The organism is Nocardia tengchongensis (genome assembly GCF_054781395.1).
In genome coordinates, this window is the sequence record NZ_BAAGUM010000004.1 from 200,737 (window position 1) to 214,573 (window position 13,837).

At 67.9% G+C, this 13,837-nt stretch carries 16 protein-coding genes; 13 read left to right on the forward strand and 3 right to left on the reverse strand.

Annotated elements, in window-relative coordinates; genetic code table 11:
- Positions 1–22: 22 nt before the first annotated feature.
- The gene (locus ACYVKL_RS06090; protein ID WP_379168997.1) at positions 23–925 is read right to left on the reverse strand and encodes an oxygenase MpaB family protein; all 903 of its coding nucleotides are present in this window, start codon (positions 923–925) and stop codon (positions 23–25) included.
- Between the two features lie 285 nt (positions 926–1,210).
- On the opposite strand from ACYVKL_RS06090, the gene ACYVKL_RS06095 reads away from it, so the two are divergent.
- Genes ACYVKL_RS06095 through ACYVKL_RS06150 form a run of 12 tightly spaced genes read left to right on the forward strand, consistent with a single transcriptional unit; the run spans position 1,211 to position 12,267 of the window.
- Positions 1,211–1,435, forward strand: a complete 225-nt coding sequence (locus ACYVKL_RS06095) for a hypothetical protein (RefSeq protein WP_357199661.1) — start codon at positions 1,211–1,213, stop codon at positions 1,433–1,435.
- Positions 1,435–1,623, forward strand: coding sequence for a hypothetical protein (locus tag ACYVKL_RS06100; RefSeq protein WP_379169848.1), 189 nt, complete (start codon positions 1,435–1,437; stop codon positions 1,621–1,623). The genes ACYVKL_RS06095 and ACYVKL_RS06100 overlap by 1 nt, the downstream gene beginning before the upstream one ends.
- On the forward strand, positions 1,623–2,486 hold the full coding sequence (locus tag ACYVKL_RS06105) for an MlaE family ABC transporter permease (protein ID WP_379168999.1): 864 nt from the start codon (positions 1,623–1,625) through the stop codon (positions 2,484–2,486). Before ACYVKL_RS06100 ends, ACYVKL_RS06105 begins: the two co-directional genes overlap by 1 nt.
- A gap of 1 nt (position 2,487) precedes the next feature.
- Positions 2,488–3,351 carry an ABC transporter permease gene (locus ACYVKL_RS06110; RefSeq protein WP_379169001.1) on the forward strand — a complete coding sequence of 288 codons (864 nt, stop codon included), beginning with the start codon at positions 2,488–2,490 and terminating at the stop codon, positions 3,349–3,351.
- An 8-nt stretch (positions 3,352–3,359) separates the two neighbouring features.
- Complete coding sequence (locus tag ACYVKL_RS06115; RefSeq protein ID WP_379169003.1) at positions 3,360–4,772, forward strand: MlaD family protein; 1,413 nt, start codon at positions 3,360–3,362, stop codon at positions 4,770–4,772.
- Positions 4,769–5,791: an MCE family protein gene (locus tag ACYVKL_RS06120; protein ID WP_379169005.1), complete on the forward strand. Its 1,023-nt coding sequence runs from the start codon at positions 4,769–4,771 to the stop codon at positions 5,789–5,791. Before ACYVKL_RS06115 ends, ACYVKL_RS06120 begins: the two co-directional genes overlap by 4 nt.
- A complete protein-coding gene (locus tag ACYVKL_RS06125; RefSeq protein ID WP_379169007.1) occupies positions 5,788–6,798 on the forward strand; it encodes an MlaD family protein in 1,011 nt (336 codons plus the stop codon). The genes ACYVKL_RS06120 and ACYVKL_RS06125 overlap by 4 nt, the downstream gene beginning before the upstream one ends.
- Positions 6,798–7,904, forward strand: a complete 1,107-nt coding sequence (locus tag ACYVKL_RS06130) for an MCE family protein (protein ID WP_379169009.1) — start codon at positions 6,798–6,800, stop codon at positions 7,902–7,904. Before ACYVKL_RS06125 ends, ACYVKL_RS06130 begins: the two co-directional genes overlap by 1 nt.
- Positions 7,901–9,031 (forward strand): MCE family protein, encoded by a 1,131-nt coding sequence (locus ACYVKL_RS06135; RefSeq protein ID WP_379169011.1) that lies wholly within the window; start codon positions 7,901–7,903, stop codon positions 9,029–9,031. The genes ACYVKL_RS06130 and ACYVKL_RS06135 overlap by 4 nt, the downstream gene beginning before the upstream one ends.
- Entirely contained in the window at positions 9,028–10,203 is a 1,176-nt protein-coding gene (locus ACYVKL_RS06140; RefSeq protein WP_379169013.1) for an MCE family protein, read from the forward strand. Before ACYVKL_RS06135 ends, ACYVKL_RS06140 begins: the two co-directional genes overlap by 4 nt.
- 28 nt (positions 10,204–10,231) lie before the next feature.
- Positions 10,232–11,026 carry a hypothetical protein gene (locus tag ACYVKL_RS06145; RefSeq protein WP_379169015.1) on the forward strand — a complete coding sequence of 265 codons (795 nt, stop codon included), beginning with the start codon at positions 10,232–10,234 and terminating at the stop codon, positions 11,024–11,026.
- Positions 11,023–12,267, forward strand: a complete 1,245-nt coding sequence (locus ACYVKL_RS06150; RefSeq protein WP_379169017.1) for a TetR/AcrR family transcriptional regulator — start codon at positions 11,023–11,025, stop codon at positions 12,265–12,267. Before ACYVKL_RS06145 ends, ACYVKL_RS06150 begins: the two co-directional genes overlap by 4 nt.
- Here ACYVKL_RS06150 and ACYVKL_RS06155 read toward each other — a convergent pair.
- Positions 12,254–12,640 (reverse strand): VOC family protein, encoded by a 387-nt coding sequence (locus ACYVKL_RS06155; RefSeq protein ID WP_213555996.1) that lies wholly within the window; start codon positions 12,638–12,640, stop codon positions 12,254–12,256. The genes ACYVKL_RS06150 and ACYVKL_RS06155 overlap by 14 nt on opposite strands.
- A 45-nt stretch (positions 12,641–12,685) precedes the next feature.
- Positions 12,686–12,811 (reverse strand): hypothetical protein, encoded by a 126-nt coding sequence (locus ACYVKL_RS06160; protein WP_379169019.1) that lies wholly within the window; start codon positions 12,809–12,811, stop codon positions 12,686–12,688.
- 226 nt (positions 12,812–13,037) lie between these two features.
- Between ACYVKL_RS06160 and ACYVKL_RS06165 the strand changes: the two genes are divergently transcribed.
- On the forward strand, positions 13,038–13,784 hold the full coding sequence (locus ACYVKL_RS06165; RefSeq protein WP_379169021.1) for a hypothetical protein: 747 nt from the start codon (positions 13,038–13,040) through the stop codon (positions 13,782–13,784).
- Positions 13,785–13,837 lie beyond the last annotated feature (53 nt).

A 13,837-nucleotide genomic window follows, 5' to 3' on the forward strand; every position in this document is an offset into this window, starting at 1 on the left:
GGGTTCGGCGTGAGCCCGCCGGTCAGATCAATGCCTTGTGCACCCGCAGTCGGCGACGCACGTTCGCCATCATGCTGCGGGTGCCCATGGTGCGAATGAACTTGGGAATGAAGCGGTTCACGAAGCCGACGAACAGGAACAGATGCTCGAAGCGGCGTTGGTCTGCGGCCGTCCATTCCACGCCCAACTGCTCGCGAAAGTACGGGGGCAGGTAGCCGACGGTGAGGAAGCGCAGCAGGCCGCCGAAGACGACCCGCAGGTACCAGTGGATCATCCGCAGGTGCAGCAGGTCGTCGATGAAGGCGCGGATCTTCTCGTCGGCGGCCACCTGTTCACAGGCCCGCACCCAGTACTCGTCGAATTCGGCGCGGGTGGCGGGCCACATCTCCTCGGTGACCTGCAGGGTGGTGCCCAGGGGTGCGGAGGTGGAGTAGAACGCCTCGGCCTGTTCGGCGTTCATCTTGCCGTTGAGCAGCTGATAGGAGTCCTCGAAGCCGATGTAGAGGCAGGCGGCGACCCACATCTGCAGGTGGCGGTCGAAGGCGTTGTAGCGCACCGCAGCGCCGGGCTCCGACTTCACCTGCCGGTGCGCCACATCGACCGCCTCCCGGAAGGCGACCTTCTCCTCGGGTGTGCCGAGGATTGCCACCGCGAGGTAGGAGGCGGTGGTGCGCAGCCGCTTCCACGGATGCACCATGAGCGCCCCGGATTCCACCTTGCTGTCGGCCACGCCATGGCCGACGCCCGGTCGCGCCATCTGCATGGCGACGTTCGCCGCGGCGCCGGAGAACTGCCAGAAGTCCAGTGCGTCCTCGAGTTTCGGCGGCCGTTTGGTGTCGGCCCGGTGCACGCCGGGTATGTGGATGCGGGTCTGTTCGAGGGTGAGGGTGGCGCCGCCGGTCGGCTGCGCTGCCGCGATGGTCATGGATTACCTCCGATAGTCCCGGCGATCCCCTTCCGCCGCCGGGGCGCTGGCTATGTTACTGAGGATTCCGCACCGCACCGGCAAATTCAAGAGATGAATTATAAGTAACTTAGATGGCCGGTGGTTATCGCGTTCGCACCGCGTGAGACGGTGCACCTCCGCAATCTCACCACAGAGAAAGATCAGCCGATCCACTTCCCTTCGCGAGAATCGTGAGTAACATACGTCGCTGCGGCAGCTCGTGCACAGAGGCGCGGGGCGGGGACGTGAGAGGACGTTCGCAACATGCTGAAACGCTTGGATCGATTGCTCGGCTACGAGATGAAGGTGTCCGAATTCCTCGGAACGCTCATTATTCTCGGCATTCCCTACGGGCTGATCGGGGTGGTGTGGACCCTCACCCACACCTCGCATCTGAAGCAGATGCACGGGCTCGATGTGATCATCTCGTTCCTCGGATCCATCGTGTGCTGGCCGGTGCTCACCTTCTCGAATGTGTGCATGACCTAATGATGGTGCTGGTCTGGCTCATCGACATCCTGGTAATCGGGATCAAGATTCTCGGTGGGCGAACGAAAGTCAATCCCGTTCTGCGCGTGGGCCTCTGGACGGCCGTGCTGTGCACCGCGGCGGCCGGTGTCACGGTGGCCGGGTACCTGCTGGTGCTGTTGCAGCGCTACCTCGAGGACATGGCCTGATGACGACACTCGAAAAGCCCGCCACCGCGGCGGAACCGACGGAGCTGGAGCGGATCGGCCGCAGCGTGCGGACCCTGTGGCGCGAGCATCCGCAGCGGTCCCTGGAAACCCTGGGGCGGCAGGTCGATCTGGGTCGCGACGCCCTGCGTCAGCTGGTGGTGTCGATCCTGCGGCGGCGGTTCCCGTACCGCGAGTTCATCAAGCAGTGCGCCTTCATGACCAGCGTGTCGGCCGCGCCCACGGTGCTGGTGGCGATCCCGATCGCGGTGGTGGTGTCGATTCAGGTGGGCGCGCTGGTGAATCAGGTCGGCGCGACCACGTTCATCGGCGCGGTGGCCGGGCTCGGCATCATCCGCCAGGGCGCTCCGCTGGTCACCTCGCTGATGATCGCGGGCGCGGTCGGGTCGGCCATCACCGCCGATCTGGGCTCACGCACCATTCGCGAGGAGATCGACGCCATGATGGTGATGGGCGTGGATCCGGTGCGGCGGCTGGTCGCGCCGCGGCTGGCGGCGGCGGTGCTGGTGAGCATGCTGCTGTGCGGGTTCATCGTGTTCGTGGGCTTCGCAACGGCTTACATGTTCAATGTCTACGCCCAGCAGGGGACGCCGGGCTCGTTCATCGGCTCGTTCGCGTCGTTCGCGGTGGCCGACGATCTGGTGATCGCGGTGCTCAAGGCGGCCATCTTCGGACTGCTGACCGCGATCATCGCCTGCGATATCGGCTTGCACGCGCACGGCGGTCCCGGCGGGGTCGCGAACGCGGTGAATTCGGCGGTGGTGAGTTCGGCGCTCATGCTCTTCGCCACCAATATCGCGCTCACCCAGCTCTACAACACGCTGCTGCCATCGAAGGTGGTGTGAGATGGGCAGTTCCTACACTCCCCCGGCGCTCCGACCGGTGCGGATGGCCGCGAACGCGGTGGCGGTGCCGGTGCAGGCGAATCAGCGCCTGGGCCATCAGGTCATCACCTTCTTCCAGGCTCTGATCGCGATTCCGTTCGTGCTCGAGCACTATCGGCAGGAGGTGCTGCGCCTGACCGCTGATGTGGGCTGGGGCAACGGCTCGCTGGTGGTGGGCGGCGGCACCATCGGCGTGGTGGTGGCGCTGTGCGGGTTCGGCGGCATCACCGTCGGCATGGAGTCGTTCACCGCGTTGAACCTGCTCACCATGAGCCCGCTCACCGGCGCGATCTCGGGTTTCGCCACCACGCGCGAGCTGGCGCCGATCATCGCGACCCTGGCCTTCGCCATTCAGGCCGGGTGCCGGTTCACCGCGCAACTGGGGGCCATGCGCATCTCCGAGGAGATCGACGCCCTGGAATCCATTGCCATCCGGCCGCTTCCGTACCTGATCAGCACCCGCATGATCGCGTCCACGCTGACCATCATCCCGCTCTACAGCGTGGGTCTGGCGGTGGCGTATCTGGCGACCAAACTGTCGGTGCTGATCCTGGGCGGCACCACCGCCGGCACCTACGACCACTATTTCTTCCAGTTCCTGCTGGGGCCGGACGTGTTCTGGTCACTGCTCAAGGTCATGGTCTTCGTGATGATCTCGACGTTCATCCAGTGCTATTACGGCTCCGTCGCCACCGGCGGGCCCGAAGGCGTCGGGGTGGCGGCCGGGCGGGCCATCAAGATGGTCATCGTCGTCATGGTCTTCGTCAATCTCTTTCTGACCCTTGCGATCTGGGGCATCGACCCCGGCTTCCGCATCTCGGGATAGGTGTTTCGATGATTCTCGATCCCAGCGGGCGGGGCCCCACGGCCCGGCAGCTCACGCTGGCCGGACTCGCCCTGCTCGCCACCGTGGCGCTGCTGCTGTATCTGCTGGCGCTGCGCTACAACGGCCGCTTCGAGGAGAAGGTGGCGGTGACCGCGGTGCTCACCAGCACCGGCGACGGATTGCCCGGCCACGCCGACGTGAAGTTCCGGGGCATGATCGTCGGTCGCGTCGAGGACGTGACCGTGGTGGCCAAGGGTGAGCGGCAGCGGGCCGCCATCGCCCTGAAACCGGTGTTGGCGAACACGATTCCGGCGAATGTCGCCGCACGGGTGATCCCGAACAATATCTTCGGGGTCACCGCGGTCGAACTGGTCGACACCGCGCCGACCAAGGACACGTTGCGTGCGGGCGCGACCATCCCGGAGGACACCAGCGCCGCGACCGTCCAGTTGCAGAGCACCCTCAATGTGCTGCGCACGGTACTCAACAACATTCAGCCCGAGAAGCTGGGCCGGGTGCTGTCCACGCTGTCGGCGGCGCTGGATCCGTCCGCGCGGGTGCCCGGGTCCACGATCGAGCGGCTCGATCGCTGGGTCACCGAGGTGCGCGGCATCGAGGGCGTCGGGGACCTGCTCGGCAATCTGGGCCGTGCGGCTTCCGCGTTGAGCCAGTCCGCGCCGGATCTGGTGGGAACCCTGGCCAAGTCGGTGACCACCGCGCGCACACTCACCGAGCAGCGGGCGGCGCTGATGAACCTGCTGAGCACCGGCGGCAGCGCGGTGGACACGGTGAACGGGCTCTTCGCGCGCAACCCCGACTCCGGCAAGTTCCTGGTGTCGGGCCTGAATCAGCTCTTCGGCAGTCTGGCCCAGGACCCGCAGGCCATCCCGTTCGCCATCGCCAACCTGAACACCGCCTTGCAGCGGTTGCAGTCCACGTTCACATTCGGCCCCAAGAAGCAGATGGTGTGGCGGATGGACGTGACGTTCACGCCGTTCCAGCAGTACACGGCGGCCGACTGCCCGCGCTACGGGGAGCTCGCCGGACCGCGTTGTGGCGGCTCGTCGGTGCCGGACAGCGCTCCGGCGCAACAGTTTCCGCAGCAGCAGATCCCGCAGTGGCTCGGCGCCGCCGGACCCGCTCCGGTCACGACGACCACACCGGCCGTGCCCGGGCTGCCGAGTCTGCCCGCCATTCCCGGGCTTCCGGCAATTCCGGGGATGCCGGCGATTCCCGGGTTCACCGCACCGGCCGCGGCGACCGACCCGGCTCCGGCCGCGGTACAGCCCGCCGGACTGCGCGGTTCCGACGCCATCGCGGCCTTGGTCGGTCACCGGCCGGACGCGGCGCAAATACTGCTGCTCACGCCGCTGCTGGCGGGCGGTTCCCTGGTGCCGGCCGAGGCGGGAGGTGCGTCGTGAAATCCGGAAAGTCCTTGGCGGGCTTCAGTCTTTTCGCCGCCGTCGCCGTGCTGCTGACCTACACGATGTGGTCGACCCTGCAGCGCACGGTGCCCGGCTCCACGCACAACTATTCGGCCGTGTTCTCCGACGTGCTGGGTCTGCGGATCGGTGACGACGTCCGCATGGCGGGGGTGCGGGTCGGCCGGGTCGACAAGATCGAGTTCGCCGACGGCTACCGCGCCCGGGTCGAGTTCCGCATCCAGGCCGATCAGCATCCCACCACCTCCACCAAGGCGCTGGTGCGTTACCAGAACCTGATCGGCCAGCGCTACATCGCGCTCATGCCGGGCAAGGACGCCGGTGCGCCGATGCCGGTGGGCGGGCAGATCCCGATCGAGCGCACCGAGCCGTCCTTCGACGTCTCGTCGCTGCTGTCGGGTTTCGAGCCGCTGTTCAGCGTGCTGCAACCCGACCAAGTGAATTCGCTGTCGGAGACGCTGATTCAGGCCTTGCAGGGCAATGGCGTCTCGCTGAGCGCCCTGGTGACCCAGGCCGCGCAGCTGGCCGGCACCTTCGGGCAGCGCGACGAAATCCTGGGCCAGGTGGTCGGCAATCTCAGCAGTGTCGTCTCCGGCCTGGCCCACCGCAGCAACGAGCTCGAAACGCTGATCACGCAGGCGCGGGCGCTGACCGATGCCCTGTACGCGCAGGGCAGCACGCTGAAGTCGTCGGTGGAACGCGTGGCGACGGCGACGGATTCGCTGGTCGGTGTGCTCGCCCAGGTGAAGCCCGGGGCGGCGCGCGCGCAGACCGACGCCTCCGCCGGTGTCGCGCTGCTGCTGCTCAATGGCGCGTCACTGGACAAGGCGGCCGTGGAACTGCCCGACGTCCTCAATGGCATCGCGCGGTTCAGCAGCTACGGCGCGTACGGCAATGCCTACCTGTGCAGCCTGGACGTCTCGCTGTGGGGCGTGCTGCTCCCGCCCGGTCTGTTCAATCAGGTCGGCGGCCAATCACATTCGGAGGTGTGCCGATGAGGCGGCTTCGCTACCCGGGGTTCCTGGCCAACCGGCCGCTGCGGCTGGGACTGTTCGCGTCCGGGTTCGTGGTGGCGCTGCTCGCCGGATCCACGCTGATCGAGCAGGCGCACGTCGGCGACCGGACGATTCACGCCGAGTTCGCGCAAGCCGCCGGGCTGCGGCCGGGCGCGACGGTGGACGTGTCGGGCATCGAGGTCGGCCAGGTCGGTGCGGTCAAGCTAAACAACGGCCACGTGCTGGTGGACATGAAGGTGCAGCGCGAGATCGAGCTCGGCGACGATGCGCGCGCGGCGATCAAGATGTCCACGATCCTGGGCCGCCTGCACGTGGAGCTGACTCCCGGCAGCGGAAAGCCGTTGTCCGGGAACCGGATCAAGCTCGACCATACCTCGGTCCCCTACAACCTGGGCAAGGTCATCCAGGATCCGCAGTACAAGAACTCCTTCGAACGCGTCGAGAAGCTCGACCCGCAGAAGCTGCGCAACGCACTGGATCTGGTCGATCGGCAGATGGGCTCCTCACCGGAACTCACCGTGCAGGCCCTCGACAGTGTGGGCGCGCTGGCCAAGGTGATCAACGACCGCCGCGACGAGGTGGACACCCTGCTGAAGGGCATGGACACCGTCTCGCAGCTGGCCTCGGACAACCAGAACAGCGTGCTGATGCTGCTGACCCGCGGGGAGGCCATCGGCAGCGCGGTGCAGCAGCGGCAGTCGCTGCTGAAGCAGCTGCTCGACAACGTGGCGTCGCTGTCGAAGCTGTTGCAGCAGATGGGCCTGGAGAACAACAACCAACTCGGCCCGCTCATCACCGACCTGAACACCATGTCGGAGGGGCTGGACAAGAACAAGAACAACCTGGCCGCGCTGTATCAGATCATGCCGGTGACCTTGCGGCAGTTCAACAATGTGCTCGGCGACGGACCGTACGGAAACGTGTACGCGCCGTGGCTGTTCCCGGACAACTGGCTGTGCTTCGCGCAGGCCGTGCAGGGGTGCAAGTGATGACACGTCGGAGACGACTGCGGCTGGCCGCGGTATGCGGGGCGCTGCTGCTCACCTCGGCATGCGGGCTGCTGCCCGATTCGATCGGGTCGCTGCCCAAGGAGTATCTCGGGGCACGAATGAAGATCACCGCGGATTTCGAGAGCGTGGCCGGGTTGTACGCGGGCAACGAGGTGGCGGTGCTCGGCGTGCCGATCGGCACCGTCGAAACCGTCACGCCCAAGGGCAGTTACGTGCAGGTCACCATGTCGCTGGACCAGGACGTAAAGATTCCCGCCGATGCCGTTGCGGCACTGGTGAATCCACAACTGATCACGAATCGTCACGTGGAGCTGGCTCCGGCGTACACCGGCGACGGCCCCACCCTGACCGACGGCGCCTATATTCCGTTGCAGCGCACCAGGGTTCCGGTGGAGCTGGATCGGATCCTGGCCACCTTCTCGCAGCTCGGCGATGCGCTCAAAGGCGACAACACCACCGGGCCGATGGCCAGCCGGGTGCTGTTCCCACTGCTCAACGGCAATGGCGACAAGCTGCGCCAAACCCTCGACTCACTCTCGGCCGCGTTCGAGGTGACCTTCGCCAACAAGGACCAGATCTCCAACACCATCATCAAACTCAATGACATCACCCAGGTCATCGCCACCAACGACCAGACGGTGCGCGACTTCAGCGGCCGGCTCACCGAACTGGTGAACCTCATGAGCGAGCAGGCCCCCGGCATCGAGGCGGTGCTCGGCCAGCTCGACGACTTCGTCACCAATACCGCGACCCTGGTGGGGCAGAACAAGGATCAGCTGGCCGGGGCGCTGACCCGCTTCGTGGCGATCACCCAACAGATGCGCGCCAATGCCCGCGGCCTCACCGAGATCGTGGACGTCGGGCCGCTCATGTTCCAGAACCTCGCCAATGCCACCAGCACCGAGCATCAGGCGCTGCGACTGCACGGCCTGCTGGACAAGTCGCTGCTCGACGGGGAGATCCTCTCCACGTTCTGCGAGCGCGTCCAGATGCGGCTGGACGGTTGCCGCACCGGCAAGGTGCAGGACTTCGGCCCCGACTTCGGCCTCACCGCCGCCCTCCTGGGAATCACGAACCTGAAATGAGACTGCGCACAACGACTCTCGGCGGAGTCCTGACCGCCGCCACGCTGCTGACCGCCACCGGGTGCGCGGTCACCGTGGACACCCTGCCCATGCCCAAACCCGGCCTGGGCGCGCCCGGCTACACCGTGCACGCCGCCTTCGCCGACGCGCTGAACCTGCCCGACCACGCGCACGTCAAGATCGGCGGCACCGATATCGGCGTGGTCACCGAGATCGCGACCACGAACTTCGTGGCCGACGTGAGAATGCTGATCCGCGAGGACATCCGGCTGCCTCGCGGCACCACTGTCGAACTTCGCCAGGCCACCCCGCTCGGCGACATGTTCGTGGCCATGACGCTGCCCGCGGCCGCCGAGGCCGGGGAGCCGCTGCGCGACGGGGACACCATCGGCACCGACCACACCGCGGCGGGCGCCTCGGTGGAACAGCTCATGATGTCGGTGTCGCTGCTGCTCAACGGCGGCGGCATCAATCAGGCCGCCAAGATCACCGGCGAGCTGAACTCGATGTTCGCCGGCCGCGCACCCGAACTGTCGCATCTGATCACCGAGCTGACCGCCGCCATCGCGGCGCTCAACGCCCGCACCGGCGACATCGACTCGGTGCTGGGCGGGCTGAACAATCTTTCGGGCGAATTGGCCCGGCGCAAGGCCCAACTCGGGGCGGCCGCCGACACCTTCCCGGCGTTGATCGGCCTGCTGACCGAGAACAATCAGCAGATCGTGGAGCTGCTGGCCAAGGTCGCCACCACCACCGACGCGCTCGGCGACTTCGCCACCACCACCGGCGGGGATTTCGTGGGGTTGTTCAACAGCATTCAGGCCCTCATGTCCGGATTCGCGCAGAGCGATCAGCTGACCGGGGCGCTGGACGGGCTGCACACCATCTACCCGTCGCTGACGGCCAGTCTGCGGGGTCCGGCGCTGGCGGTGGCCGCGACGGTGTCGTATCTGAGCGTCGGCGCGCTCACCGATCCGCACGGCAGCCGGTGGCCCGAACTCGGCGACGCCGGGCAGTTCATCGGCAGCCTGGAACAGGTGCTGGCCAAGGTGTTCGGGCGGCTCACCAGCCCGCCACGGCTCCCCGACGCCCAGCCGGAGCCGCAGCAGCAGGGAGCGGATCGATGAATCCGCCACTGTGGCAGTGGGTGGTGCGGCGTCGCATCGCCATCGCCAATCTCGGGTTGATCGTGGTGCTGGTGCTCGGGTCCGGCTATATCGGCGCCTACGTGCTGCGGTTCAACCCGATTCCGCACACCTACTCGGTGACCGTCGAGCTGACGTCCTCGGGCGGGCTGCTGCCCGGCAATGACGTCACCTTCCGCGGCAGCCGGATCGGCAAGGTCAGCGACGTGCACGTGGCCGGGGACGGGGTGGCGGCGGTCGCCGAGATCGACGACAGCGCCCGGATTCCGATCGGCGGGACCGTGGCCATCGGGCGGCTGTCCGCGGCCGGGGAACAGTATCTGGACTTCCGGCCCGACTCCGATACCGGACCGTACCTGCACGACGGGTCACTGGTGGAGCGGGCGCGGACCAGCGTCCCCGTGCAGATCCAGTCGGTGTTCAGCAATCTCGGCGATCTGGTCGGGGGCATGAACCCCGACCGGCTCAATGTGATCGTGGACGAACTGGACAAGGCCCTCGCGGGTGGCCCGGATCGACTGCGCAACATGATCTCCGGGCTGAGCCGGGCCATGTCCGGACTCACCGATCTGCTGCCGCAGACCCGGCAGCTCATCGAGAATCTCGAGGTCATCGCCGACACCACCCAGCACGCGCAGCCCGATCTGGGCACGCTGACCAAGGCCGGGAGCGTGCTGTTCGACCAGTTCGCCTCCGCCGACCAGGAATTGCGCAAGCTGCTCCAGCAGGGGCCCGGTCAACTGGCGGCGCTGAACGGGTTCATCACCGAAACCCAGGACCCCATCACCAATCTGGTGACCAATTTCGTGGCGGTCACCAAGGCGGCCAAGCTGCGCGCGCCCGCCATCGCCGCGCTCTTCCCCGCCCTGCGCGCCGGGTCCCAGGCGCTCGGCGTGCCCGCGCACGACGGCGCCTACAACACGCTGGTCGATCCGTGGCCGCGGCCCAGCTGCGACTACCAGACCATCCCGGTCGTGCCGACCGACGTGCAGGCCGACTCCCGGGTGCGGCTCTACAACTACTGCGTCACCTCGAATCCGGCCCTGCAGGTCCGTGGTTCGGCCAACGCGCCCCGACCCGACGTGCCCGACAACGGGGCCACCGCACCGCCGGGGGTCTCCGGCAACGAGATGTCCCAGCCGGTCCCCCGCTAGATCACCCACGCAAGCCAGGAGACTTCCCATGAGCGACAACACCATCGAGCAGACCCCGGCCGAGATGCCGGACACCACGGCCGATATCGCTGCCGGCGCGGATGTGATCGGCGACCGCGCCACCGACGCCGACGCCACCACCGGCACCGGCACCGACCACACCACAGACACCGCGCTCACCGCCGCCGACCTCACCGCCGACCTCACCGCCGACCGTGATGCCGAACTCGCGGCCGCCGAAACCAGCCCGGCCAAGCCGGAAACGGTTGGGCGCGGGTGGAAGTCGCGCCTGCGCGCTCCGGCGCTGCCCGCCCTGGGCGCGCGGGCCCGGATCGCGGTCGGGGCCGCCGCGGTGCTCGCGCTCGCCGCCTCCCTCGGCTCGAGCATCTACCTCTACCGCCACGACGGGCACGATCGGGATCTGCTCGCCGCCCAGGAGCAGGCCCGCGCCGCCGCCTGCGCCTATGCCCCGCTGCTGGCCACCTATGACGCCAAGAACCTCGACGCCTACTTCACCGCCGTCGAGAAGGACGCGACCGGCGACTGGCGCAAGCAGTTCGACGCCACCAGCAAGGAATTGCGGGATGTGCTGACCCAGGGCCAGGTGGTGTCCAAGGCCACCGACGTGCAGTGCGCGGTCCGCAATGCCGACCGCGACTCCGCCGAGGCGATCGTGGTGATCGGGCAGACCATCACCAGTCTCGGCACCCAGGGCAAGCCGGCGCCCGGCCAGCTGTCGATGGTGATGCGGCTGGAACGATCCGGCGACCGGTGGCTGGTGAACAAGGTGAATTCGCCGCTGGCGCAGCAGCCGCAGTCGTGAACCCGGCGAGGACGCCCGCCCCCGAACCGGGTGCGCGGGCGGTCCGGCGACGGCCCAAGAACCGGCGGGCCCAGATCGCGGCGGTGTCGGCGGCCGAATTCGCCTCGCTCGGCTACCACCGGGTCAGCATGGAGGACATCGCGGCCCGGCTCGGCATCACCTCCACCGCGCTCTACCGGCACTACCCGAGCAAGTACGCGCTGTTCGCGGGTGAGCTGCTACGGCTCGGGGAGGTGACCGTGGCGGCGGTGAGCCTGCCCGAGGTGGCCGCCGGCTGGCCGGCGCGGCGGCGGCTCGGGTACGCCATCGACGGCATCATCGCCGAGACCATCGCCAATCGGACCACCGTGGGGCTGGCCCGCTGGGAGCACCGCTACCTCGACGCGCCCGACAAGCGCACGGTGGACCAGCATTTCGCGACGGCGCTGTCCGAGCTCAGCGCGTTGATCGGTGCGGTGCGGCCCGGCCTGTCCGCGCGCGAGCGGGCCGTGCGGGCCGTCGGCGTCTTCAGCACCGTGAGCTGCCTCGGCGATCACCGGGTCCCGCTCGCCTCGAAATCCCTTGCCGTCCTGCTGAATACGGCCTGCTGGGCGCTGATAGGGGCGGATCTGCCCGAGCCGGCGCAGCCGCCGCCCGCCCCGCGCGCGGTGGAGACGCCGCCCACGCTCAAACACGAACTGCTCTTGCAGCGGGCGGTACGACTGTTCTACGAACGCGGCTACCCGAATGTCAGTGTCGAGGACATCGCGGTCGCCGCGGGCCTGCCCTCGACCTCGGCGGTGTACCGCTACTACCGCGGCAAGGGAGATCTGCTCAATGCCGCGTTCCGCCGGGCCGCCGACCGTATGTCGGCCGTGATCGGCCCCACCCTGGCCGAATCCGCCGGTCCCACCGAGGCTTTGGCCAAACTGGTCGACATGTACGTGGCGGGGGCCTTCGACGAACGTGAGCTGATCTTCGTCTACTTCGCCGAGTTCGGCCACGTCCCCGACGACGAGCGCGCGACCCTGCGGGTGGTGCAGCGCATGGTCGTCACCGAATGGGCGGCGCTGCTCACTCGGGTCCGCCCCGGCCTCACCCCCGCCGCGGCGGCCGTTCTCGTGCACGCCGCCCTCGGCCTGGTGGTGGACTACGCCCGCGTCTTCGGCGACGACGAGCGAATCCATCCCCGCCAGTGGGTGATCGGCCTGATGGAGGCCGTCCTGTTCGGCGAACCCGCGGTCGGCGCTATGCCGGGGTGACGAGCTGGATCAGGTTCCCGCAGGTGTCGTCGAAGACCGCGGTGGTCACCGGCCCCGCCTCCATCGGCTGCTGGGTGAACCGCACGCCGAGCCCACGCAGCCGCTCGTACTCGCCGTACACGTCCGCCACCTGGAACGAGGCCGCCGGAATCCCGTCGCCCACCAGTGCGTCCTTGTACGGCTTGACCGCCGGATGCCCGTCCGGTTCGAGCAGCAGCTCCGCGCCCGCGGGATCCTCGGGCGACACCACCGTCAGCCAGCGCGCCGCGCCCAGATCGACATCGTGCTTCGTGGTGAACCCGAGCACCCCGGTATAGAAGTCGAGCGCCTTCTGCTGGTCGTCGACGAACACACTCGTGATGTAGATCCGCACGCTCTCACCTTCCTGTTCGGAGGCCGGACCGCCCGCGCGGCCGGACTAGTTGGTGTGCTCGCCGTCGCACCACTGGTCGGCCGGGACCACGGCCTTGACCTGGTCGATGTGGTCGCCGCAGCCGGCCCAGGTGGTCTTGCCGCAGGTCTGGCAGGGGGTCGGTTGACACATGATTGCTCCTCGGGCTGATCGGGTGATCGGGCATGCCGTCGGCTGCGGGGGGCGTCAGCGGAACAGCGACGATGTCCGCAGCGGGGCTCGGGTGGATGGTAGCGGGTCCATCGCCGCCATCGCGTCGTCGACCCCGCAGCGGAGTGGCGTGGACCGAAATGCCGGTATGGGGGTTCCGGGGCGGTGATCTCTGCTATGACCTGTGGATCGTCGGTGAAAGGTGAACATGTTCTCTCGCTCCATGATTCGAGTCCGGGCCGTTCGATTGGCGGTGGTGGCGGTGACCGCCGCGGCCGTGGCGATGGTGTCGCCGGGGGCGTCCGCGCTGCCCACCGGATCCTCGGATCTGCCCACCGGAACCTCGCAGACCTCGGCCGGGACGCCGCCGACCGCCACGACCAGCGTGTCGACGCCCTACGGGTCGATCGGCGTGTGGATGCTGCGGTCGGACGGGAACGTGGCGAACTGGCTCGGGCAGCAGTATCAGGGGAAGTCGCTCTACGAGCCGGTCAACGTGGTGTTCGTCGATCGGACCTCGGCGACCGCCGATGCCGCCACCACGGCATTGACGAATCGACTCTCCGCGGCGGGGTTTCCGGTGCAGTGGCTGCACAGCACCGGCTATCAGGGCCGGATCAACGGGCAGCTTTACGCGCAGCAGCCGCCGGACGGCAGCGATTCGGCGTTCTCCGACGCCACCGCGGTCGAAACCAACGACCACGGACGGGTTTTCGGTCCGGCTCCACTGACGGGCGGCGGATTCGTGTGGTCGGCGGCGTTCAGCCGGGAGAAGTTCGAGGTGATCACCCACGGCTACGTGTCGTTCGCGCAGGCGCGCGGCAATCTGCGCGCGGCGCTGCTGAGCAAGGGCGCGACCGATCTCGGAGTGTTGACGCTGGGCAACACCTACAACACCGACACCGCCTCGACCGGTGATCACGACGGCAACGCGGTGGTCCTCGGACTGAACTGATCAACCCCGTGTCCGGGTTTCGGCAGGTGACGACGCCCATATAGATACCCCTG